The sequence below is a fragment of the Nitratidesulfovibrio sp. genome (assembly GCF_040373385.1).
Taxonomy (GTDB): Bacteria; Desulfobacterota; Desulfovibrionia; order Desulfovibrionales; family Desulfovibrionaceae; genus Cupidesulfovibrio.
In genome coordinates this window covers 81,876-103,952 of record NZ_JBDXXH010000008.1, presented here as the reverse complement: position 1 = coordinate 103,952, position 22,077 = coordinate 81,876, and the positions used below count along the sequence as shown (strand labels likewise).

The following is a 22,077-nucleotide window of genomic DNA, read 5'->3' as shown; positions in this document are numbered from 1 at the left end:
GGGCAGGGGGATAACACCATGAAACTCATCATCGCATACGTCCGGCCCGAGCGCCTGACCGCCGTGAAGCAGGCCCTGTACGCCCGGCAGATCTACAGCATGTCGGTCACCAACATCCTGGGGGCCGGTCGCCAGAAAGGCTACACCGAAACCTACCGCGGCGTGGTCAGCGAAGTGAACCTGCTGAAGAAGGTGCGCATCGAGATCGGCATCAAGGACGAACTGGAGGCCGCCGCCCTGGAAGCGGTGACCGAAGGTGCCCGCACCGGCAAGGAAGGCGACGGCGTGGTCTTCGTGATGGACGTGGCCAAGGGGCTGCGCATCCGCACCGGCAACCCGGTGGCCTAGCGCCCCGTTGCCGGGTGCCCACCCGGCGACAGGCCGATCCGCCAGCCTGAACGCAAACGATACCGCCCGGACCGCAAGGTCCGGGCGGTTTTGCGTGGTGCGCGCGGGGGAGGTGGGGACCGCGTCCGTGCCCCCACACCCCGGACAGGCCCCGTGTTCGCACCGGCCTGCCGTGCGGAAACCGGCAATGGCGCACAGGCTTGCAACCCGGGTGCGGCGTCCGCCAGCAGGGCCTGCCATGGCCGGGGGCAGGGCATTGCGCCCCGCGCCAGTGCCTGTCGCCATCCCGTGGCGTTCCCTGCCATGGCACCCTGACCGCTGCGCCCGCAGCCCCCGTCGTCATACCCCTGTTCTTGCCCTTGCCCCGCCAACAAAAAAGGCCCGCCCCCCGTAGGGCGGGCCTTTACCGCGAATGCGACGAACACTCGCGGGGGCCGGGAATGCAAAGGCCGGAGTCGGGGAAATGCGGTGCGCGGGCCGGGCGGCGGGCGGTCCGCCCGGCCCCGCGCGGAGGTGCAGCATGAAGTCCGCCCCGAAGGGGACTAATTCAGGAAGGTATCCACGGAAACGTAGTCCAGGCCAAAGGCCTCGGCCACGCCCTTGAAGGTGATCTTGCCATCGATGACGTTGGCGCCCTTGGCGATTTCGCAATTGTCCTGCATGGCGCGCTTCCAGCCCTTGTTGGCGATGGTCAGCGCGTAGGGCAGGGTGGCGTTGGTCAGGGCCAGGGTGGACGTCTTGGCCACCGCGCCGGGCATGTTGGCCACGCAGTAGTGCACCACGCCGTCCACCACGAAGGTGGGGTCGGTATGGGTGGTCGCCTTGGAGGTTTCGAAGCAGCCGCCCTGGTCGATGGCCACGTCCACCAGCACCGAGCCCGGCTTCATGGTCTTCAGCATGTCGCGGGTGACCAGCTTGGGGGCCTTGGCGCCGGTAACCAGCACCGCGCCCACCACCACGTCGGCCTCGCGCACCAGCTTGCGCACGGTGGCCGGGGACGACATGAGCGGGAAGCAGTTGGAGGGCATCACTTCGCTGAGGTGGCGCAGGCGGTCCAGGCTCATGTCCAGGATGTACACCTTGGCGCCCAGGCCGCAGGCCATGCGGGCCGCGTGGGTACCCACCACGCCGCCGCCGATGACCACCACGGTGCCGGGGTCCACGCCGGGCACGCCGCCCAGCAGCACGCCGTTACCGCCCTGGGCCATTTCCAGGTACTTGGCGCCCTGCTGGATGGCCATGCGGCCGGCCACTTCACTCATGGGGGTGAGCAGGGGCAGGCTGCCGTCGGCCTTCTGGATGGTTTCGTAGGCGATGCACACCGCACCGCTCTTCAGCAGGGCCTGGGTCTGCGGTTCGTCGGCGGCCAGGTGCAGGTAGGTGAACACGATCTGGCCGGGGCGGATCATGCCGTATTCGGACGCCTGCGGCTCCTTGACGTGCATGACCATGTCGGATTTGGCGTAAATTTCGGCAGGGGTAGCCACGATGGTGGCGCCCGCTTCCACGTAGGCTTCGTCGGCAAAGCCGCTGCCCGCGCCGGCGTTCTTTTCCACCAGCAGGGTGTGCCCGGCATGCACCATCACCTCGACTCCGGCGGGGGTCATGGCGACGCGGTTTTCTTCCTTCTTGATCTCCTTCAGGATGCCAACGATCATCTGAGCCTCCAGATACGCCGGTGGTGCGGCGCGTTGCGGTGCGTTTCGGTGCGCTGTGAAAACCCCGGACAGGGTGCGCCCGCGCGGGCGCATCGTTCCTACAGCAAACACCTTGCCAACTTGCCGGAAAATCGGGCGAAACGCCGCAATTCCCGAACGAGTCACAAAAACGCAAATCGGACCAGTGAGTTGCGGAAGCACAAGGAGGAGGGGACGGAGCGGAGAGCAGCGGGGAATGGAAGCGGCACAGCAAGGGATCATGCGCAAAGTGGAAATAAATCAGACCACTGTTCAAGTAAACAAGGCATAAAACCCGAGATAATGCCGCAGGGCAGGCGGAATATTTTCAGACCACTGGAAGATTTTCAGACCGGCTTCACGCCGTGCCGCCGCAGCTTGTCGAGCAAGGCCGTGTGAGAAATACCCAGCTTTCTTGCTGCCTTGCGCACACTGCCCGCAGCAGCCACGGCATCGACGATGATCCGTTTTTCAAAAACGGCAATCATGTCCTTGAGCCGCCCTTCGCCGCCGCCATGGTGCTCGTGGCCCGAGGCCAGGGCCGCCGCGTCGGCCACGGTGTCTGCCACGCCATCGGCCAGCCGGGCCGACTCGCCGAACAGCCCGCCTTCCAGTTCGTGGGCGAACAGGATGAACCGCGCCCCCACCACCTCGTCCGGGCACAGGATGGCCGCGCGTTCCACCACGTTCTTCAACTCGCGCACGTTGCCCGGCCAGTGGTGGCCCGCAAGCCGCGCCAGCGCCCCCGGCGACAGGCTGCGCACCGGTCCGCCCAGCCGGGCGGCCAGCCCCAGCAGAAAATGCTCGGCCAGCACGGTGATGTCCTCGGGCCGTTCCTTCAGGGGCGGAATGTGGATGGGCAGCACATTGATGCGGTAGTACAGGTCCTGCCGAAAGCGCCCTTCCTCCACCAGCCGTTCCAACGTGCGGTTGGTGGCGGTGATGATGCGCACGTCCACGGGCACCTCGGCCGTGCCGCCAACCCGGCGCACGCTGCCTTCCTGCATTACCCGCAACATCTTGGCCTGCGAAGCCAGCGGCATGTCGCCTATCTCGTCCAGCAGCACCGTGCCGCCGCGCGCCGTCTCGAACAGGCCGGGCTTGCCCTCGCGCCGACCGCCGGTAAAGGCCCCGGCCTCGTAGCCGAACAGTTCGCTTTCCAGCAGCTGTTCCGGCAGGGCCGCGCAGTTCACCGGCACGAACGGCCCCTGCCGCATGCTTGCGGTGTGGATGGCCCGCGCGAACAGTTCCTTGCCGGTGCCGCTCTCCCCCCGGATGGCGATGATGGAATCTGTGGTGGCCACGCGCCGGGCAAAGGAAATGGCAAACCCGATGGCCGGGTGCTGGCCCACGATGTCGCCGAAGGTCACCTGCGCAGGCTCCGTGATGGAGCGGGCCAGCTTGCGGATTTCGCGCATGTCGCGGGCCACTTCCACCGCGCCGATGATGCGCCCCTCGCCATCGCGGATGGGCCTGCGGGTGACGAAGAATTGCAACCGCCCGCCACCGGGGGTGGCCACCTCGCGCTTGGCGTCCACCAGTTCGCGCCCGGACAGACAGTCCAGGATGCCCCGGTCGGGCAGGCCCAGCGCGTCCAGCGGCAAGCCGGACAGGTCTGCGGCTGGGGACGTGCCCGTGGTGCCCGCGCCAGTGGGGCCAGTGGGGGAGGTGGGGGAGGCGGGGGAGGCGGGTGCACCCGGCGTGCCGGTACACCCGTAAGCCTCGCGGGCCACCTTGTTGATGGAGGTCACCCGCCCCTCCGCGTCGATGGACAGCACCCCGTCGCGCAGGTTGTCCAGCAGCACCAGAAAACGGTTGGCGCGTTCCTCGGCGGGCAGGGTCTCCACGATGCGGAATTCCAGCAGGTCGGGAATGCGCCCCAGCGTCTCGAACAGGGCGGCGCGGTCCACGTCGCGCGAGCTGTCCGCCTCCAGATACACGAAGGCGCGGTCCATGCCGGGGGACGGGCCAGCGGATAGGGCGGAAGATGGGCCGGGGGATGGGGCGGGGGCCGAGTCCGTGGCGAGCGCGGTTGCCGGGCTGCCGGGGCGGCGCTCCACTTCCATGGAGACGATGGACAGTGCCTGCCCGGCCAGCAGCGAGGACAGGTCGGAGACGATGCCCACCCTGTCGCGAAAGATGCATTCCATTCGTAGTTTCATGCGTGCGTCTTCCGACGGGGCGGGCGTTGCGGCTTCCCTGTTGCGGCCTGTTGCGGCCTGTTGTGCCCTGTTGTGAATGGCGCGGCTAGTCCGCGCTCCGGGATTCCCCGGCACTGGCCATGCCGGGCACCGGCTGATCCTTGCTGTAGGCGGTGGCCTGACAGATGGCGATGAGCGTGCCCTCGCCGTCGGTGATGCGGATCTCGTAGGTGGCCACCCGTCTGGCGGCACTTATTTCGCGCGCCTCTGCCGTCAGCGGCCCGCACTTGCCGGGCGCCAGGAACGAGATGGAGGTGTTCAGGTTCACGCTGACCCTGCCGCGCGTGTTGCAGGCCACGGCAAAGGCCAAGTCGGCCACGGCAAAGATGGCCCCGCCGTGGGCCATGCCCACGCCGTTGCGATGGTGCGCATCCATGGGCATGACGGCGCGGGCATAGCCGCGCGCGACCTCGGTGATCTCTATGCCCAGATGTCTGGCGAACATGTCGCGCTCGGCGATGAACCGGCGGACGTGCTCCATGTCGTCACCTGATGCGGGCGCAAGGGGGGATGCGGGCGTACCGGAACCGGAGGTGGCTGCGGCATGCGCTGCGGGCGGTGTGGCGGAAGGTGTGGCTGACATGGCGTCTCCGCGCGGGGTGCGCGCAACAGCGTGAGCGGAACGGGACCGGTTCACGAAAGCGTGAAACGGTCGGACGGCAAGGCGCACCGTAGCGGCAGGAACCCTGCCTTGTCGAGGGGCAACGCGATGTCGGCAGGCCGCCGCGCCGCACACCACTTGCCTGGCGTACCGCGCGGGGCTATGCAGGACGGGCATCCGGCGGCACACGCAGCCCCTGCGGGGCAGCCCACCCCGGTGCATCCATAAATGTACAAACGCGTCTGGCAAAAATGCGCCGGGCGGCCTCGCCCCGCCGCCCTGTGGCCCAACGGCTCCCCCCGCTACCTCTCCACAGGGGCCTGCCCGGAGACTTCCATGACCATCCATTCCCTTGCAGCCCTGGCCGTTGCCCTGTTCATCCTGGCCATCACTCCCGGTCCCGGCGTGTTCGCCGTGCTGTCCGCCGCGCTGGGGCGCGGCCTGCCCACGGCGCTGGCCCTTACGGCGGGCATCATCTGCGGCGACCTGATCTTTCTGCTGCTGGCCATGGCCGGGCTGACCGTGCTTGCGGAAAGCATGGGCGACCTGTTCCTGGTGGTACGCCTTGGCGGCGCGGCCTACCTGATCTGGCTGGGCATCGGCCTGTGGCGCGGCGCGGGCACGGCCCGGCCCATGGCCGTGCCCGAAGGGGCGGCGTCCGACGACGCAACAAGCCATACCGGCATCGCGCCGCTGCCCACGCCAACACCGTTGCGCCTGCTGCGCACCGTCTGCGGGGGCCTGGCCCTCACCCTGGGCAACCCCAAGGTCATCGTGTTCTACGTGGGCTTTCTGCCCACCTTCGTGGACCTGCGCACCCTGGACGCCACGGGCGCCGCGCTGGTTGCGGCCACCACCGTGGCCGTGGTGGGTTGTGTGCTGGGCGGCTACGCGGTGATGGCCGCGCGCGCCCGGCGCATGCTGTCCACCCCGCGCGCCACCCGGCTGCTGCACCGCGGCGCCGGTGCGGTGATGGTGGGCACTGGCGCGGCCATCGCCACCCGCTGATCCGTCCCCAGATCCGGCCCCTGATCCGGCCTGAGCCGTCCCGAACCGGCCCGAACCGGCCCGAACCGTCCACTGACCTGTCAGCTGACCCGTTCGGCGCACGGCGTCCCCATCCCTTGCGGCACGGCGGCACCGCCCACCTTGCCCCGGCCTTCCCCGGCCCGGCCCCCGACCTCAATGTCCTCGCCCCTTCAGCGCCCCCGGTTTTTTACGCCGGGGGCGCTAAACCTTTGCGCCAGCGCACCGAAAAGACCAGCGGACGCCCTGCGCGCCACGCCTTTCGAAAGGCGACGACAAACGACAAGGGAACACCGGGGCAACCCAGGGGGCAGCGTCATGCACGCGCCGCGCATATCCGTGGTGGTGACCAACCACAACTACGGCCGATTTCTCGACCGCTTTTTCGGCACGCTGGCCGCACAGACCTTTCCGCCCGACGCGGTGGAAGTGGTTTTCGTGGACGATGCCAGCAGTGACGATTCGCGCGAGCGCGCCCGCCGCTGGCAGGCCGATGGCCCGTGGGCGGCGTTCCGCGTGCTGGCCCTGCCGCGCGTGGGCAAGCCGGGCCCGGTGCGCAATGCCGGGGCACAGGCGGCGCGCAGCCCCTTTCTGCTGTTCTGCGACCCGGACGATTACCTGGCCCCGGACTTTCTGCGCCGCACCCACGCGGCCCTGACAGAGCCCGACGGAAAGGCCGAGCGGACCGAACGCAAAGAACGAGACGGGCGGGCCACATCAGGTGAAACCGGCAAAACCGGCGAGACGGGCGACGCTGGCGAGACAGCACGCGCGGAGGGTGCTGGCGGAACAGGCACGTCCGCTCCGGCAGCGGGACCGAGGCCATCGGACGAAACATCCGACACCCCCGCCCCCAGCCCCGGTATGCACTCCCTGCGCGACCTTGCCCATGCGGCGCTGCACGCCGCCGGGGTCGAAGGCGGTCTTGCCCCCGGCGACCTGCCCACGGGCATGCCCGCTCCCGGCATCTCCCGTCCGCACATCGCCTGCGTGGACTACATCGAGGAATCGCCCACCGGCTCGCGGGTGGTGCGGGTGCCGGACTTCCATCCGGACCTTTTGCGCACCCAGAACCTGTTCCCCACCACCTCGCTGATGCGGCGCGAGGTGTGGCTGGCCAGCCGGGGCTTCCGTACCGAAACGGCTTACGAGGACTGGGATTTCTGGGTACAGGCAGCCATGGCCGGGTTCGGCGTGGTGCGCGTGGCAGAGCCGTTGCTGCACTACGTCTTCCACGACGCCAACTACTCGCATGCGGCCCGCATCGACGACGGCAGGGCCAAGGCGCGCATCGTGCGCGACAACCCGGCCTTCTTCGAGTCGGAGGTACGGGCCTGGGCGCGCGCGCTCATGCGCGGCGAACCGTGGGCGGTCCCCTTCACGCGGGGGATCATTCCTCGCGCCGCCGATATCCGCGCCCTGCGCGAACTGTTCGTGGCCCGCATGGGCACCGCGCGGGCGGGAGAGATATTCTCTCGCGCGGGATTGTAGCGAACAGCCCCATAAAGGCGTCCGCGATGCCCCCCACCCACCCCCAGAAAATACGGCGGGCGGAACCGGCACCCACCGTGCCGCGCTCCGCCCGTCCTGTTGCTTCCGCGTTGCGGACGGCTACTCCAGATCGTACTTCTTCAACTTGTTGTGCAGGGTGGCGCGGGTGATGCCCAGACGGCGCGCGGCCTCGCTCTTGTTGTCGCCGGTTTCGCGCAGGGTGGCGATGATGGCCCGGCGCTCCAGGTCCTCCAGCGACAGCCCGGCGTAGGGAGCCAGCCCGTCGCCCTCGGGCGGGAAGTATCCCGCGCCCGCCGCGCCGCCCGCCGCACCGCCAGCGCTGCCGCCATTGCCGCCAGACGCTCCGCTCCCCCCGCCCCCACTCCCCAGATGCAGCGGCAGTTCGCGCTCGGTCACGTAGTCGCCGGTGGCCAGGATCACGGCGCGCTCAATGGCGTTTTCCAGTTCGCGCACGTTGCCCGGCCAGTCGTGGCGCAGCAGAAGGTCCATGGCCTGCGGAGTGAACCCCTTGAGGTGTTTGCGGTTCTTTTCGGTATACCGCCCCAGGAAGAACGCGGCCAGCAGGGGCACGTCGCCCGCGCGCTCGCGCAGGGCGGGCACGTGCACGGCGATGACGTTGAGCCGGTAGTACAGGTCTTCGCGGAACCGCCCCGCCGCCGCCTCTTCGCGCAGGTCGCGGTTGGTGGCGGCGATGACCCGCACGTCCACGGTGAGCGGAGTGTCGCTGCCCACCCGCTGCACTTCGCCCTGTTGCAGGGCGCGCAGCAGTTTTGCCTGCAACGTCAGGGGCATCTCGCCTATCTCGTCCAGAAACAGCGTGCCGCCGTCGGCCTGCACGAAGCGCCCCTCGCGCCGCCGGTCGGCCCCGGTGAAGGCCCCGCGCTCGTGCCCGAACAGTTCCGATTCCAGCAGGGTTTCGGTCAACGCGGCGCAGTTCACGGTCACCAGCGGGCGGCTGGCCCGGTGACTGGCCGTGTGCAGGGCGCGGGCCACCAGTTCCTTGCCGGTGCCCGATTCGCCGGTGATGAGCACCGTGGCCTCGGAGGGGGCCACCGTGGCGATCATCTCCACCAGTTCGTGCACGGGCGCGCTGCGGCCGATGATGCCGTGCGGTGCGCCCGGCGCCCCCTGCCCCCCCTGTGACGACAGGCGCTCGCGCAGTTCGCGGTTTTCGCTGGCCAGCCGGGTGTGGTCCAGGGCGCGCGCGAGGGTGTGGCGCAGCACATCGAAGTCCAGCGGCTTGGTCAGGTAGTCGTAGGCCCCGGTGCGCAGCGCCTCCACGGCGGTATCCACCGAGGAGAACGCGGTCATGATCAGCACCGGCGTGGCCGGGTTCCAGTCCAGGATGTGGTGCAGCGCCGCTATGCCATCCATGCGGGCCATGCGCACGTCCATGAGCACGGCGTCCCAGGCGCGCTGGCGCACCTTTTCCACGGCGGATTCGCCGTCGTCGGCTTCTTCGGTGGCGTAGCCCCAGCCGCGCAGCATGGTGCGCAGCATGGAACGGTGCGCCGCGTCGTCGTCAACGATGAGGATGGTGGCGATGCTCATGGCGTGTCATCCTTTGCGGTACTGCCGGATCGTGCGGAATCGGCGGAAGCGGTGAATGCTGCGGAAGCGGCAGGGGATGCATCCTGCACGGCGGCGGAAGCGGCTGCCGGATCGTCAGCAGGATCGGCAGCAGGATCGGCATCCTCCGCGCCGGGGCGCCCCCCACCTTGCGTTCCCTCCTGCCCCGTCATCGGCTCCGCGGGCAGCAGGAAGGTGACCTCCGTGCCCCGGCCAGGGGTGGAGCGCAGCGACACCTCGCCGCCGTGGGCCTCAACGATCTTGTGCACGATGGCAAGGCCCAGGCCCGTGCCCTGGCTCTTGGTGGTGAAGTACGGGTCGAAGATGGTGGCCAGATGCTCCGGCGCAATGCCGGTGCCCGTATCGCGTACCGAAACCGCAATGCGGTTGCCCGGCGCGGCGGACAGGCGCACGGCCAGTTCCCCGCCGTGGGGCATGGCCTCCAGCGCGTTCAGGAACACGTTGAGCAGTGCCTGCGAGAAGCGGTCCGGGTCCAGCATGACCCGGGGCAGGGGGCCGGGCACACCGTCCTGCGCGTCGTCCTGCGGCTCGACCCGCACGGTCACGCCCCGGTGGGCGGCGTCCTGCCGCACCAGCCGCAGCACGTGGCGCACCAGGAATCCCGCGTCCACCGGGTGGGGGGCGATGTCCGAGGGCCGGGCCAGCCCGATGAGGTCGGAGATGACCCGGTTCAGCCGTTCCACCTCCTGCACCATCACCCGTGCGGCTTCGCGGTCTTCGCTGCCCTCGGCAAAGCGGCTGCCGAAATAGGTGGCATAGCCCTTGATGGAACTGAGCGGGTTGCGCAGTTCGTGGGCCACCCCGGCGGCCAGGCTGCCGATGGCGGCGAGCTTTTCGCGGCGGCGCACCTCGTCTTGCAAGCGGCGCACCTCGCGCAGGTCGCGCAGGATCAGGATGACACCGGCCTCTTCCCTGTCCCCGGCGGCTATGCGCACCCCGCGCACGCTCATGGGCACGGGCGGGCCGCCCGCCACGGGGCAGTCCAGGGTCACTTCCGCCCCGAAAGCGGAGGGGGCATCTGGCGTCACATTGGGCCCGCCATTGGAAGCCGAATCGGCCCCGGCGTCTTCACCGCCGCGCGTTTCGCCGTGCTTCCCCCCATGCAGTTGGGCGGCCAGTTGCGCCAGCGGGGCGGGCAACACCGCTTCCGGCGCGGCCCCGGCGGGCACCGCATCCCCCAGGCGCAGCAGATCGCGCGCCGCCGCGTTGCAGGTGGCCACGCGGCCCGCGCCGTCCAGCACCACCAACCCGTCGGGCAGGCTGGTGACCACGTGCAGGGCAAAGGACTGGGCCTGCCGCACCAGCCGCCGCGAGGCGCGCGCATGGCGCGCCCACAGCAGCGAAAGCACCCCGGCCCCGCCCAGCAGGGCCAGGATGGACAGCATGATCAATGTATGACGGTGGTCCGCCGCGCGGGCGGCGTCGAAGGGTGCGGTGTCCAGCGCCACGATGATCACCGGGGGCGGGGCGTCGCGCTCGGCCTGCATGTCCGCCTCCATCTCGCGGCGCAGCCAGCCGGGCATGGAGCCCATCATCATGTTGCCGTGCTCCGGATCGCGCGGGGGGTGGCCCATCATGTGGCCGCCCATCCCGCCCATGCCCATATGGCGCGCCGTGGGGCGCAGGGGAATGAAGGTGCGGTACACCAGAAAGGCCCGCTGACCGCCCGCCTCCATCAGCCGCCAGCCCACCTCGTCGCGGTTTTGCGGACTTCCGTCGCGCCCGTCACGCCCCAAAGGAGCGGGCGGCGGGGGCACGGCCAGGGCTTCCATGGTGGCCGGATCGGCCAGGGGGCGGCCAATCCACTGCGGGTCGCTGTGAGCCAGCACCACGCCCTGCCTGTCGGTGACGGCAATGAACTGGATGTCCGGCTGGTCGGCCATTTCCTCCAGCAATATCTGCAAGCGCAGTTCGCCCCCGGTGCGGCCACGCAAACCGGTGCGCGCCCCCGCCTCGAAGGCCCGGATGAGCGAAGCCCCCTTTTCCGACAGGATGCGCCGCATGGCCTCCTGCTCGCCGTCGTGGTTCAGCGCGGTAAGCACGGCCACCATCAGGGCCAGGACAGCCGTGGCCCCTATGATCAGCCATGGCGAGGGCAGGTTTTCGCCACTGCCCCAGCGCCCGCCACTTGCGCCGCGCCCGAACAGGCCCGGCTGTCCCTGACGTGTCGCATGCGGGGACGCGCTCGTGCCGTTGCTGTCGTCCATATTGCCCGCGCTGTTCGCGTTATTCGTAGGCATGGGAATCTTCCTTGCGGCGCGCGGTGCCCGCCGGGGGCGGGGCTGGTCGATACCGCTTCACCTGTTCGATTTTCATACGCCACTCGTGCGGCTGCGTATAGTTTTTATACATGCGCATGGTTTTCATGCAGAGGCCCGGCAGCGTTGCGGCGCGTTGCGCGTGCATTTTTAATGTTCAATTACGGTATGTTGTGAGATGATCCCGCCGTTTGGCACGCCGGTTGCTCATGCAGGGGCAAGCAACAAGCGCACCAGCCCCGCACCACAGTACATGGCCGCGCCATCCACCGAGGATGCAGCGAAGACGCCAGACGGGGCGGTAACGAATCAACCAACCGTACAGGAGCACACATCATGAAGACCAAGCATCTCGTCCTCGGCACCGTCGCCCTCGCGGGCCTGCTCGCCATCACCGGCATCACCGACAGCGCCTTCGCCCGCATGGGCGGCATGGGCATGGGCGGCGGCTGCGCCACGGGCGCGGTGTACAACGCCCTGACCCCGGAAAAGCAGGCCAAGTTCGACGCCGTCTACAAGGAAGCGGACGCCCGCATCCAGCCGCTGAAGGACAAGGCCTGGGCCAAGCACACCGAACTGAACGCCCTGTCCACCAACCCCAACACCAAGCCGGAAACCATTTCCAAGCTGGCGGGCGAACTGGCCGACCTGCGTACCCAGATTCGCAAGGAATACACCGCCCTTGACGAACGCCTGGAAAAGGAAGTGGGCGTCAACCCCGGTTACGGCCGCATGGGCCACATGGGCATGGGCGGCGGCATGATGGGCGGCCGTGGCATGGGCCATGGCGGCGGCATGATGGGCGGCCAGGGCATGGGCCACGGCCCCATGCATGACGGCCAGATGCCCCAGGCCAACCAGTAGCCTGAATCCGGGCGAATTGCCGGGGGGCGCACCGACCAGCCTTCACAGAGGACTTCCCAACCTCCGCGCCCCACATGACTGAAGCAGAGGGCCGCCCGCGTCGCACGACACGGGCGGCCCTTTTCCGTTTTGTCCGGTTTGCCCGCCCTGTCCCTTTCTCTCCCTCCGCCCCATCTGTCCACTCCGCGCTTCCCCTCCCGGTCCCTTCCCCGGATGCCGCTCCCCTTACCCGCCAGGCCCCGGCCCGTCTGGACGCAAGAGCGACCGCTCCACTCCGACCCGGCGCGGGCTTGATTTCTGGCATTCCAGCGCCTACAACCATTCCGAATATCGAAAAATCATGCCGCACGACGGTGCAGAAAGCGGACCGCCCGCCCTGCCGCCGCGCGACACCGCAGGAGCCTTTTCACCACACCACACGACCCGCACCCACACCGCACCCGCCGGGACCACACCCGCGCGACGCCCAGGAGGAACCGCATGGAACAGCATCTTGATGCCCGCATCGTCGAGCGCGGCAAGGAATTCTTCAAGAGCATCAGCGGCGAGGCCCCGTCCATTTTCAACAAGGGCTTCTGGACAGGCAAGGTCATGGACTGGGCCATGCAGAACGAGGGCTTCAAGGTCCAGCTGTTCCGCTTCGTGGACGTCTTGCCCTACCTGAACACCTCCGAGGCGCTCACCCGCCACATCCGCGAATACTTTTCCGCCGACGGAGCGGACGTGCCCCCCGTGCTCAAGTGGGGCGCGGGTGCCGCCGGTTTCGGCGGGGCCTTCACCGGCATGCTTATGGGCAAGTTCATCCGGTCCAACATCGAAGGCATGGCCCGCACCTTCATCATCGGCGAAAACACCAGGGAAGCCATCAAGGGGCTGGCCAAGCTGCGCAAGGAAGGCTTTGCCTTCACTGTGGACCTTCTGGGCGAAGCCACGGTGAGCGAGGAAGAAGCCGACGCCTACCGCGACGGCTACCTGGAAGTGCTGGACGCCATCGCCAAAGAGTACGCCAGATGGGCGCCGCTGGCCGATTCCACCGGGGCCACTGCCGGTCCCGGCGCGTCCCTGAGTGAGGGGGACTGGGGCCACACCCCCAAGGTGAACGTGTCCATCAAGCCTTCCGCCCTCTACTCGCAGGCCAAACCCGGCGACGTGGAAGGGTCCGTGCAGGGCATCCTGTCGCGCCTGGTGCCCATCTACCGCAAGACCGTGGAGATGGGCGGCTTTCTGTGCATCGACATGGAGCAGCTGAAGTACCGCGAAATGACGCTGGAACTGTTCAAGCGGCTGCGCACCATGCCGGAATTCCGCGACTACCCGCACCTGTCCATCGTGTTGCAGGCCTACCTGCGCTGCACCGAACACGATCTGGATGATCTTTTGGCCTGGGGCCGCGCCGAAAAGCTGCCCTTCGGCATCCGCCTGGTGAAGGGTGCCTACTGGGACTACGAAACGGTGATGGCCAAGCAGAACGGCTGGGAAATTCCCGTGTGGACCCGCAAGCCGGAATCGGACATCTGCTACGAAAAGCTGGCCCGCCGCATTCTGGAAAACAACGACCTCGTCTACTTCGCCTGCGCCTCGCACAACGTGCGCACCATTTCCACGGTGATGGAAACGGCCCGCGCGCTGAACGTGCCCGCCCACCGCTACGAATTCCAGGTGCTGTACGGCATGGCCGAGCCGGTGCGAAAGGGGCTGAAGAACGTGGCCGGGCGCGTGCGCCTGTACTGCCCCTACGGCGAACTGATTCCCGGCATGGCCTACCTTGTGCGCCGCCTGCTGGAAAACACCGCCAACGAATCCTTCCTGCGTCAGAGCTTCGTGGACGGCGCGGAGCTGGAACGGCTGCTGGAAAACCCGCAGGCCACGCTGGAGCGTGAACTGGCCGCCGCCCCGCCGCCCCGCCCGGCCCCATCGACCCAGCTCGACGGCCTGCCCCCGTTCGTCAACGAAAGCATGCTGGACCTGACCCTGCCCGCCAACCGCGCCGGTTTCGTGAACGCCATCGCGGAAGTGCGCGGCAAGGCTGGCGGCGTGATTCCGCTGTTCATCGGCGGCAAGGACGTGACCACGGAGGACACCATAGCCTCCACCAACCCGGCGAGCCCGGCGGAGGTCATCGCCAGGGTCTGCCAGGGCGGCAAGCCGGAAGTGGACGCCGCCATCGAAGCCGCCGAAAAGGCCTTCCCGGCCTGGCGCGACACCTCCCCGGCGGACCGGGCCATGTTCCTGCACCGCGCGGCGGACATCGCCCGCCGCCGCATGTTTGAACTGTCCGCCTGGCAGGTGCTGGAAGTGGGCAAGCAGTGGGACCAGGCCTTCCATGACGTGGGCGAAGGCATCGACTTCCTGGACTACTACGCCCACGAAATGCTGCGCCTGGGCACGCCGCGCCGCATGGGCCGCGCCCCCGGCGAACTGAACCACCTGTTCTACCAGCCGAAGGGCATCGCCGCGGTCATCGCGCCGTGGAACTTCCCCTTCGCCATCGCCATCGGCATGGCCGCCGCCGCCATCGTCACCGGCAACCCGGTGATCTTCAAGCCGTCGTCCATTGCCTCTCGCATCGGGTACAACCTTACGGAAATCTTCCGCGAGGCGGGCCTGCCCGAGGGCGTGTTCAACTACGTGCCGGGCCGCAGCTCGGTCATGGGCGACTACCTTGTGGAACACCCGCAGGTAAGCATGATCTGCTTCACCGGCTCCATGGAAGTGGGCCTGCGCATTCAGGAAAAGGCGGCAAAGGTGCAGCCCGGCCAGATGCAGTGCAAGCGGGTCATCGCGGAAATGGGCGGCAAGAACGCCATCATCATCGACGACGACGCCGACCTCGACGAGGCCGTGTTGCAGGTGCTGAACTCCGCGTTCGGCTTCCAGGGGCAGAAGTGCTCGGCCTGCTCGCGGGTCATCGTGCTGGACCCCATCTACGACCGCTTCGTGGAGCGCCTCGTCAAGGCGGCGCAGGCCATCAAGATCGGCCCTTCGGAAGACCCGGCCAACTACATGGGCCCGGTGGCCGACGCATCCCTGCAAAAGAACATCATGGAATACGTGAAGGTGGCCGAGCAGGAAGGCAAGGTGCTGGTGAAGCGCACCGACATCCCGGCCGAGGGCTGCTACGTGCCGCTGACCATCGTGGAAGGCATCAAGCCGCATCATCGGATTGCACAGGAAGAAATCTTCGGCCCGGTGCTGGCCGTGATGCGCGCGGGCAGCTTTGACGAGGCGCTGGCCATCGCCAACGGCACCCGCTTTGCCCTGACCGGCGGCGTGTTCTCGCGCAGCCCCGAAAACCTGGCCAAGGCCCGCCGCGACTTCCGGGTGGGCAACCTGTACCTGAACCGCGGCTCCACCGGGGCCATGGTGGAACGCCAGCCCTTCGGCGGGTTCAAGATGTCCGGCGTCGGCTCCAAGACCGGCGGCCCCGACTACCTGCTGCAGTTCATGGACCCGCGCTGCGTGACCGAAAATACCATGCGCCGGGGCTTTGCCCCCATCGAGGAAGACGACGACTGGATCGGGTAGGCTGCCGCTGGCGGCTACGCCGACGGACCGGGACAGACCGGGACGAACCAAAAGACAAGGGCCGCGCACTGCATGGTGCGCGGCCCGTTTTGTTTCATGGAATCGGATGAGGCGCCGGGTTCGGGGGAACACCTTTTTGCAAAACCTTTCAAAGGGGCATGCCCCAACCACATGTCCGTATAGACATTGTGTTGACAATGATGCCGCCCGGCTTTAGCCTTTCCGCACAGGAGGCCGCCATGGCAAGCACCGACATCATCAACCTGCGCGTTCCCCCGGAGCAGAAGGCCATCATCGATCTGGCCGCTGCGCTGGCGGGCAAGAACCGCACGGCCTTCATCCTTGAGCATGCCGTTCGTTCCGCCGAGGAACTGCTGCTGGAAAAGTCCCACTTTCAGCTTTCCACGGCGCAATGGAACGCCTTTCAGGCCGCGCTGGACGCGCCTGTCCGCGACAACCCGGCCCTGAAGCGCCTGCTTGCCACGCCCGCTCCGTGGGATGACGGCGAATGAGCGGGCGCATTGCGGCCCCGGAACCGCTTGCTCCGCAACATGACCTGATCCTGTTTTGCAGCGGCGAACCCGCACTGGACGACTGGCTGCGCACGCGCGCCGTCAGAAACGAGGGCAAGGCCACCCGCACCTACGTAACCTGCCTGCATGAAAAAGGCGGGCAGGAGGAGCCGGGGGCGCGGGTGGTCGGCTTCTATTCGCTGGCGGTAGGCAGCGTGGCCCACGGAATCGCCCCCGGCAGCATCCGGCGCAACATGCCCGACCCGGTGCCGGTGATGATTCTGGCCCGCCTTGCCGTAGACCAAAGCATGCAGGGGCGGGGCATTGGCAGGGCACTTGTGCGCGACGCCCTGCTGCGCACCGGCCAGGCGGCAGGCATAGCGGGCATCCGGGGCATTCTGGTGCATGCGCTGCACGAGCGCGCGGCGGCCTTTTATGCCGGCTGCGGATTCCAGCCCTCTCCCGTAAGCCCGCTGACGCTGCTGCTGCGGATGGAAGAGATACAGCAATACCTGCACCCGCAGCGCACAGAATAGGGTCGGGCAGGTTTTCCCTGCCACACGTACCGCCACCAAACGCAAACGCCCGGCAATGGCATTGCCGGGCGTTTCAGTTCAAGAGCGGTGGTGCTACACCTTCAGCGTGCCCCGAAAATCATCCCACTGCTCGATGCCCATGCGCTCGCACAGGGCGGCCAGGTCGTCCACCAGCCGGAACACGAAGTCGGGGCGGATGAAGTTGGCGGTGCCCACCTGCACGGCGTGCGCGCCCACCAGCAGGAACTCCAGCACGTCCTCTGCGCTGGTGATGCCGCCGATGCCGATGACCGGAATGGACACGGCTTTCGCCACCTGCCACACGCAGCGCAGGGCCACGGGCTTGATGGCCGGGCCGGACAGGCCGCCCACCACGTTGGCCAGCAGGGGCTTGCGGGTGTTGATGTCCACGCCCATGCCCGTCAGGGTGTTGATGCAGGACAGCACGTCGGCCCCGGCGTCTTCCACGGCGCGGGCCATGTGGGCGATGTCGGTGACGTTGGGCGACAGCTTGACGATGACCGGCTTGCTGCCCGCGCGCATCTTCACCGCTTCGGTCACCTTGGCGGCCTGGCGCGGGTCCTGGCCAAAGATCACCCCGCCTTCCTTCACGTTGGGGCACGAGATGTTCACTTCCAGCGCGGCCACGCCTTCTTCGGCGGCCAGCACGGCGGCCAGTTCGCCGAATTCGCCGGGGTCGCAGGCGTACAGGTTGGCCACAATGGGCACCTCTCGCCACGGGAGCTTCGGCAGGGTGGTGCGCACGAAGTACTCGGCGCCGTCATTCTGCAGGCCCACGGCGTTCAGCATGCCGCAGGGCGTTTCGGCCACGCGGGGCATGGGGTTGCCCCGGCGCGGGGCCAGGGACAGCCCCTTGACCACGATGCCGCCAAGCCTGGTCAGGTCGCCGTAGGGGGCGAACTCCACCCCGTACCCGAAGGTGCCCGAGGCGGTCATGACCGGGTTGTTCAGGGTCAGCGGGTGCAGCCCGCCGGGAAGGGTAACGTGCATGTCGATCATGACTTTTCTGATCCTATGTCCCGGATCCCAGGGGCGGATTCCAAATCAGGATTTACGTTAGCGTTCGCAGGCCTGCACGGGCGCATCGGCAGCCGTGGGCGGGGCGGCGGTTTCGTCGTCGAAGGTGATCTGCTCTGCCCAGAACACCGGGCCCTGGGTGCAGGTCTGCACGTTGCCGCCCGCCTTGGCCGGGTCGGGCCACTGCTCGGTGGTGCGGCACACGCAGCCCAGGCACGCGCCCACGCCGCAGGCCATGCGCGTTTCCAGCGAAAGCTGGGTGCGCACGCCGTATTCCAGCGCGAACGAGCGCACCGTGCGCAGGAAGGGGGTGGGCCCGCAGGCCAGCACCAGCCCGTTCTGGTCGCGGAATTCGCGCATCCGGCGGCCCATGGTCTCGATGAACCGCGAAAGGTCTTCGGGGCCTTCCTCGTGGTGGCTGTCGGCCATGATCTTTTCGTTGATGCTCTCGAAGGGGTAGCACCCCAGCGGCATGCGGTGGCCGAAGTCCATCCACAGGTTCCACGGCTTGGGGTGGGTGTGGGCATAGCCGATGAACGGCGCAATGCCGATGCCCCCGGCCAGCATCAGGGTGGGGGTGTCCGGCTCCATGGCAAAGGCGTTGCCCAGCGGGCCCCACACGTGCACCACGTCGCCGGTGCGCAGTTGGGCAAGGCGCGCGGTGCCGCGCCCCACCACCTGGAAGAAGATGACCAGGTCGCGCGCGCTGATGCGGCAGATGGAAAAGGGACGTGCCCACAGCATGTCCAGCGCCCATCCGGCGGGGCGCAGCATGACGAACTGGCCGGGCTTCCAGTCGGCCCACTGGGGGCGTTCCAGGCGCAGGGCAAAAAAGCGGGCCTCGCCGCCGGTCTGTCCGAAGGGAACAAGGTCGAGCACCGTCAGGTCGGTGCAGGCAGGTGTGTTCATGGCGGTGATGGTGTCCTCGAAAAGAATGTGGCCGCGTCGTGTGGCCGCCGGGGGTGCGGGCGCACCCGAAGGCGGGAACCGCGCGTGCCCCCCGTGCATACGGGTGTAGTCGGCGTGGCGGGCGGGGTCAAGCGCCGGGGGACGGTGCGGGGCCGCGCAGGTGGCGCGGATGGGCAAATTCGGGCCGCCGGGACTTCTGCGAAAGGCTGTCGAGGAACTGCGCAACGGTGCCACGCGGGTCGGCCCCGCACCGCCCCGGCGCACCCCTTCCGAGCTCCGCCGAAAAACCGCACGGGCCATTGCGGTTGCCATGCGGGCGTTCTATGGTTAGATGCACTGCTCCCCGTGCGGCCACCGCGACGCCATCCGTCCCCGCCGCCACGCGCCCCCGGCCCATGGGGCCAGCCGGACCATCCGGCCTGCCCATTTCGCGGCCATTCCCGGCCCTTGTGCCCGGCGGGCAGCCCCACGCATATTTCATCCCCCTCGCGGAGAATCATACATGTCCAGCAAGCCTTCACGCCCCGCATCCGGCCCCAAGGGTGCCGCCGCCACGGGCAAACGCCCGGCAGGCCAGAAAAAATCCGGCAAGCCCGATACGGGCGACGCCCCCCGCTCGCGCGGGCGTGACGACCAGCAGCCCCGCCCCGCGCGCCCTTCCCGCCCTTCCCGTAAGGACGCGGACGCACAGGCCGAACGCGAAGACCGCCCCGCACGCCCGCGTCGCCCGCAGCAACAAGACGGACAGGACGCGCCCAAACCCACCGGCCCGCGCGGCGGCAAACGGTCCGACAGACCACAGGGCGGACCGCAGGGCGGGCAGGCCGGCAAGCCGTCGGGCAAATCCTCCGGCAAGCGCTCCGGCAAGCGGGACAACGACGATTGGACCACAGATCCTCGTGGTGGGGACCCTCGTGGTGGAGACCCTCGTGGTGGCGACCGTCGCTCCGGTGACGGCAAGTCCGGGGATGGCGACCGCCGTTCCAAGGGCCGCCCGGACAACCGCCAGAATTCCCGGCAGGACGACCGCGCAGACCGCCGCCCCGCCCGCCAGGCCCCGCCCGTCCAGTCCGCAGGCAAGGCCGACGAATTCGTGGATAACCGCGCCCCGGAACGCGAGCACCACCGCACCCGCCTGACCGATGCCGAACTGGCGGAACTGCTGCCCCCCAGCATCACCGCCGGGGCCGCCGCATCCGGCAGCGCCACACCCACTCGGGCGGACAACCTGCGCACGCCCGAAATCCTTGCCCCGGCGGGCGACATGCAGGCCGCGCTGGCCGCCTTTGCCGCCGGTGCCGACGCGGTGTACCTGGGCCTGAAGCACTTTTCGGCCCGCATGCAGGCGGAAAACTTCTCCACCGGCGAACTGGCCGCGCTGACCGACCTGGCCCATTCCGAGGGCCGCCGCATCTACGTGGCCATGAACTCCATGCTGAAGCCCGGCGATCCGGGCGCCGCCGGTCGTCTGGTGGCCCGCCTTGCCCGCGACGTGCGGCCCGACGCGCTCATCGTGCAGGACCTCGGCATGCTGGACATTGCCCGGCAGGCCGGGTTTACGGGTGAACTGCACCTTTCCACACTGGCCAACGTCACCCACCCCGCCGCGCTCACCGTGGCGCGCGACCTGGGCGCCAGCCGGGTGATCCTGCCGCGCGAACTGAACATCGACGAAATCCGCGCCTGCGGGGCCGCTTGCCCCGATGATCTGGATCTTGAATTCTTCGTGCACGGGGCGCTGTGCTACTGCGTGTCGGGCCGCTGCTACTGGTCCAGCTACATGGGCGGCAAGAGCGGCCTGCGGGGCCGTTGCGTGCAGCCGTGTCGCCGGGTGTACCGCCAGAAGGGCCGCGAAGGGCGCTTCTTCTCCTGTCTCGATCTTTCGCTGGACGTGCTGGCGAAAACGCTGCTGTCGGTGCCGCACATGGCCTCGTGGAAGATCGAGGGCCGCAAGAAGGGGCCGCACTACGTGTACTACGCGGTGTCGGCCTACCGCCTGCTGCGTGACAACCCGGACGACCCCAAGGCCCGCAAGCAGGCCGAGGACATCCTGGAAATGGGCCTGGGCCGCCCCGGCACCCATTCACGCTTTCTGCCCCAGCGCGGCGACGACCCCACCGCCCCCGGCGAGCAGACCAGTTCCGGCCTGCTGGCGGGCAAGGTCGGCCAGACCCCGGAAGGGGACATCTTCTTCAAGCCGCGCTTCCAACTGCTGCCGCAGGACCTCTTGCGCATCGGGTACGAGGACGAATCGTGGCACACCACCCTTCCGGTGGCCCGCCACATCCCCAAGGCAGGCACCTTCAATCTGCGCCTGCCGCGCCACAAGACGCCCAAACTGGGCACACCGGTGTTCCTCATCGACCGCCGCGAGCCCGAACTGACGCGCGAGGTGCGCGCCTGGCAGGCCAAGCTGGACCGCCACCGCAGGGGCGGCGGCGAAGGCGGCGCGGTGGACTTCACCCCCACCTATCCCGCCCCCGGCAAGTCCGCCCGCCCGCTGGACGTGATCCTGCGCGGATCGCTGCCGCATGGCCGCGAAGGCAAGGCCGGGGTGCGCCCCGGCACGGTGATGGGGCTGTGGCTGTCGCCGAAAGCCCTGCGCGAAGTATCGCGCACGCTGTACCCGCGCATCTCGTGGTGGTTGCCGCCGGTGATCTGGCCGGACGAGGAAGCCCAGTGGCTGCGCATGACCCGCGAGGCCGTCCGCGACGGCGCGCGCCACTTCGTGCTCAACGCGCCGTGGCAGGTCGGCCTGTTCGGGGATGCGCACGCCCGGCGCGACCTGGTGCTGACCGCCGGTCCCTTCTGCAACACGTCCAACCCGGCGGCGCTGGCCGTACTGCGCAAGCTGGGCTTTGCCGCCGCCATCGTCAGCCCCGAACTGCCCGGTGAAGACATCCTGGCCTTGCCGCGCCAGAGCTGCCTGCCGCTGGGCGTGGTGCTGTCCGGCTACTGGCCCATGGGCGTCACCCGCCACCACCTGGAGGGGCTGAAGCCGGGCGAGCCGTTCAACAGCCCCAAGAACGAGGTGTTCTGGGCCCGCCGCTACGGCCAGAATACCTGGATCTACCCCGGCTGGCCGCTGGACATCGAGGACCGTCGCGGGCAGCTGGAGTCCGCCGGGTACACCCTGTTCGTGCGCATCGACGAGCACCCGCCCCTGACCGTGCCCGAACCGCGCCGGACCAGTCCTTTCAACTGGGACATTCCGCTGCTGTAAGCCGAATCGTTCTTTCGCCCGTTGGCGTCGTCAAACGCCGCCTCCCATTTCGGTCGAATACGATAAGAGTACGCGCTGCGGTCCTCATCCGTAAGACTCGCAAGCTCGCCAACGGCTGAGGCACTCCCTCATGGCAGGCGGCGTTTTCCTCGCCAACGAACGAAATCTCCGATTCGGCAGTCCTGCCTGCATTGAAAAGCCCTAGCCCGCCATGAAACAATGAGGGCGGAAGGTATACGACCTTCCGCCCTCATGTTG

At 68.4% G+C, this 22,077-nt stretch carries 15 protein-coding genes; 8 read left to right on the top strand and 7 right to left on the bottom strand.

Translation table 11 applies throughout. The features are described from left to right. The first annotated feature begins 18 nt into the window (after positions 1-18). The gene (locus ABWO17_RS13600) at positions 19-348 is read left to right on the top strand and encodes a P-II family nitrogen regulator (protein WP_309540538.1); all 330 of its coding nucleotides are present in this window, start codon (positions 19-21) and stop codon (positions 346-348) included. 542 nt (positions 349-890) lie between these two features. Here ABWO17_RS13600 and ald read toward each other — a convergent pair. The 3 genes from ald to ABWO17_RS13585 form a co-directional block, all read right to left on the bottom strand. After that, positions 891-2,006, bottom strand: a complete 1,116-nt coding sequence (gene ald / locus ABWO17_RS13595) for an alanine dehydrogenase (protein WP_353119410.1) — start codon at positions 2,004-2,006, stop codon at positions 891-893. 365 nt (positions 2,007-2,371) lie between these two features. After that, a complete protein-coding gene (locus ABWO17_RS13590) occupies positions 2,372-4,186 on the bottom strand; it encodes a sigma-54 interaction domain-containing protein (protein WP_353119408.1) in 1,815 nt (604 codons plus the stop codon). An 85-nt stretch (positions 4,187-4,271) separates the two neighbouring features. Beyond that, positions 4,272-4,808, bottom strand: a complete 537-nt coding sequence (locus tag ABWO17_RS13585; RefSeq protein ID WP_353119406.1) for a PaaI family thioesterase — start codon at positions 4,806-4,808, stop codon at positions 4,272-4,274. 354 nt (positions 4,809-5,162) lie between these two features. Here ABWO17_RS13585 and ABWO17_RS13580 point away from each other — a divergent pair, with 354 nt between their 5' ends. Both ABWO17_RS13580 and ABWO17_RS13575 read left to right on the top strand, forming a co-directional pair. Then, positions 5,163-5,834: a LysE family translocator gene (locus ABWO17_RS13580; RefSeq protein WP_353119404.1), complete on the top strand. Its 672-nt coding sequence runs from the start codon at positions 5,163-5,165 to the stop codon at positions 5,832-5,834. Positions 5,835-6,170: 336 nt separating this feature from the next. Further along, the gene (locus ABWO17_RS13575) at positions 6,171-7,343 is read left to right on the top strand and encodes a glycosyltransferase family 2 protein (RefSeq protein ID WP_353119402.1); all 1,173 of its coding nucleotides are present in this window, start codon (positions 6,171-6,173) and stop codon (positions 7,341-7,343) included. 120 nt (positions 7,344-7,463) lie between these two features. On the opposite strand, the gene ABWO17_RS13570 is transcribed toward ABWO17_RS13575, so the two are convergent. Together ABWO17_RS13570 and ABWO17_RS13565 are read right to left on the bottom strand one after the other, a co-directional pair. Next, positions 7,464-8,915, bottom strand: coding sequence for a sigma-54-dependent transcriptional regulator (locus ABWO17_RS13570; RefSeq protein ID WP_353119400.1), 1,452 nt, complete (start codon positions 8,913-8,915; stop codon positions 7,464-7,466). Further along, entirely contained in the window at positions 8,912-11,194 is a 2,283-nt protein-coding gene (locus ABWO17_RS13565) for an ATP-binding protein (protein ID WP_353119398.1), read from the bottom strand. Before ABWO17_RS13565 ends, ABWO17_RS13570 begins: the two co-directional genes overlap by 4 nt. Positions 11,195-11,548: 354 nt before the next feature. On the opposite strand from ABWO17_RS13565, the gene ABWO17_RS13560 reads away from it, so the two are divergent. From ABWO17_RS13560 to ABWO17_RS13545, 4 genes are all read left to right on the top strand, one after another. Continuing rightward, positions 11,549-12,076, top strand: coding sequence for a periplasmic heavy metal sensor (locus ABWO17_RS13560; RefSeq protein ID WP_353119396.1), 528 nt, complete (start codon positions 11,549-11,551; stop codon positions 12,074-12,076). A gap of 480 nt (positions 12,077-12,556) precedes the next feature. Next, on the top strand, positions 12,557-15,601 hold the full coding sequence (pruA, locus tag ABWO17_RS13555) for an L-glutamate gamma-semialdehyde dehydrogenase (protein ID WP_353119394.1): 3,045 nt from the start codon (positions 12,557-12,559) through the stop codon (positions 15,599-15,601). A 239-nt stretch (positions 15,602-15,840) separates the two neighbouring features. Continuing rightward, positions 15,841-16,113, top strand: coding sequence for a type II toxin-antitoxin system TacA family antitoxin (locus tag ABWO17_RS13550; RefSeq protein WP_012613255.1), 273 nt, complete (start codon positions 15,841-15,843; stop codon positions 16,111-16,113). Continuing rightward, entirely contained in the window at positions 16,110-16,649 is a 540-nt protein-coding gene (locus ABWO17_RS13545; protein ID WP_353119392.1) for a GNAT family N-acetyltransferase, read from the top strand. Before ABWO17_RS13550 ends, ABWO17_RS13545 begins: the two co-directional genes overlap by 4 nt. A gap of 93 nt (positions 16,650-16,742) precedes the next feature. Here ABWO17_RS13545 and ABWO17_RS13540 read toward each other — a convergent pair whose 3' ends face one another. Beyond that, a complete protein-coding gene (locus ABWO17_RS13540) occupies positions 16,743-17,669 on the bottom strand; it encodes a dihydroorotate dehydrogenase (protein WP_353119390.1) in 927 nt (308 codons plus the stop codon). A 57-nt stretch (positions 17,670-17,726) separates the two neighbouring features. Then, positions 17,727-18,596 carry a dihydroorotate dehydrogenase electron transfer subunit gene (locus ABWO17_RS13535; protein WP_353119388.1) on the bottom strand — a complete coding sequence of 290 codons (870 nt, stop codon included), beginning with the start codon at positions 18,594-18,596 and terminating at the stop codon, positions 17,727-17,729. A gap of 1,093 nt (positions 18,597-19,689) precedes the next feature. Here ABWO17_RS13535 and ABWO17_RS13530 point away from each other — a divergent pair. Beyond that, on the top strand, positions 19,690-21,819 hold the full coding sequence (locus tag ABWO17_RS13530; RefSeq protein WP_353119545.1) for a peptidase U32 family protein: 2,130 nt from the start codon (positions 19,690-19,692) through the stop codon (positions 21,817-21,819). Positions 21,820-22,077 lie beyond the last annotated feature (258 nt).

What these genes read in the sequence shown, in the direction of transcription:
- ABWO17_RS13600 (WP_309540538.1), top strand. Translation starts at nt 19, where the DNA reads ATGAAACTCATCATCGCATACGTCCGGCCCGAGCGCCTGACCGCCGTG.
- ald (WP_353119410.1), bottom strand. Translation starts at nt 2,006, where the DNA reads ATGATCGTTGGCATCCTGAAGGAGATCAAGAAGGAAGAAAACCGCGTC.
- ABWO17_RS13590 (WP_353119408.1), bottom strand. Translation starts at nt 4,186, where the DNA reads ATGAAACTACGAATGGAATGCATCTTTCGCGACAGGGTGGGCATCGTC.
- ABWO17_RS13585 (WP_353119406.1), bottom strand. Translation starts at nt 4,808, where the DNA reads ATGTCAGCCACACCTTCCGCCACACCGCCCGCAGCGCATGCCGCAGCC.
- ABWO17_RS13580 (WP_353119404.1), top strand. Translation starts at nt 5,163, where the DNA reads ATGACCATCCATTCCCTTGCAGCCCTGGCCGTTGCCCTGTTCATCCTG.
- ABWO17_RS13575 (WP_353119402.1), top strand. Translation starts at nt 6,171, where the DNA reads ATGCACGCGCCGCGCATATCCGTGGTGGTGACCAACCACAACTACGGC.
- ABWO17_RS13570 (WP_353119400.1), bottom strand. Translation starts at nt 8,915, where the DNA reads ATGAGCATCGCCACCATCCTCATCGTTGACGACGACGCGGCGCACCGT.
- ABWO17_RS13565 (WP_353119398.1), bottom strand. Translation starts at nt 11,194, where the DNA reads ATGCCTACGAATAACGCGAACAGCGCGGGCAATATGGACGACAGCAAC.
- ABWO17_RS13560 (WP_353119396.1), top strand. Translation starts at nt 11,549, where the DNA reads ATGAAGACCAAGCATCTCGTCCTCGGCACCGTCGCCCTCGCGGGCCTG.
- pruA (WP_353119394.1), top strand. Translation starts at nt 12,557, where the DNA reads ATGGAACAGCATCTTGATGCCCGCATCGTCGAGCGCGGCAAGGAATTC.
- ABWO17_RS13550 (WP_012613255.1), top strand. Translation starts at nt 15,841, where the DNA reads ATGGCAAGCACCGACATCATCAACCTGCGCGTTCCCCCGGAGCAGAAG.
- ABWO17_RS13545 (WP_353119392.1), top strand. Translation starts at nt 16,110, where the DNA reads ATGAGCGGGCGCATTGCGGCCCCGGAACCGCTTGCTCCGCAACATGAC.
- ABWO17_RS13540 (WP_353119390.1), bottom strand. Translation starts at nt 17,669, where the DNA reads ATGATCGACATGCACGTTACCCTTCCCGGCGGGCTGCACCCGCTGACC.
- ABWO17_RS13535 (WP_353119388.1), bottom strand. Translation starts at nt 18,596, where the DNA reads ATGAACACACCTGCCTGCACCGACCTGACGGTGCTCGACCTTGTTCCC.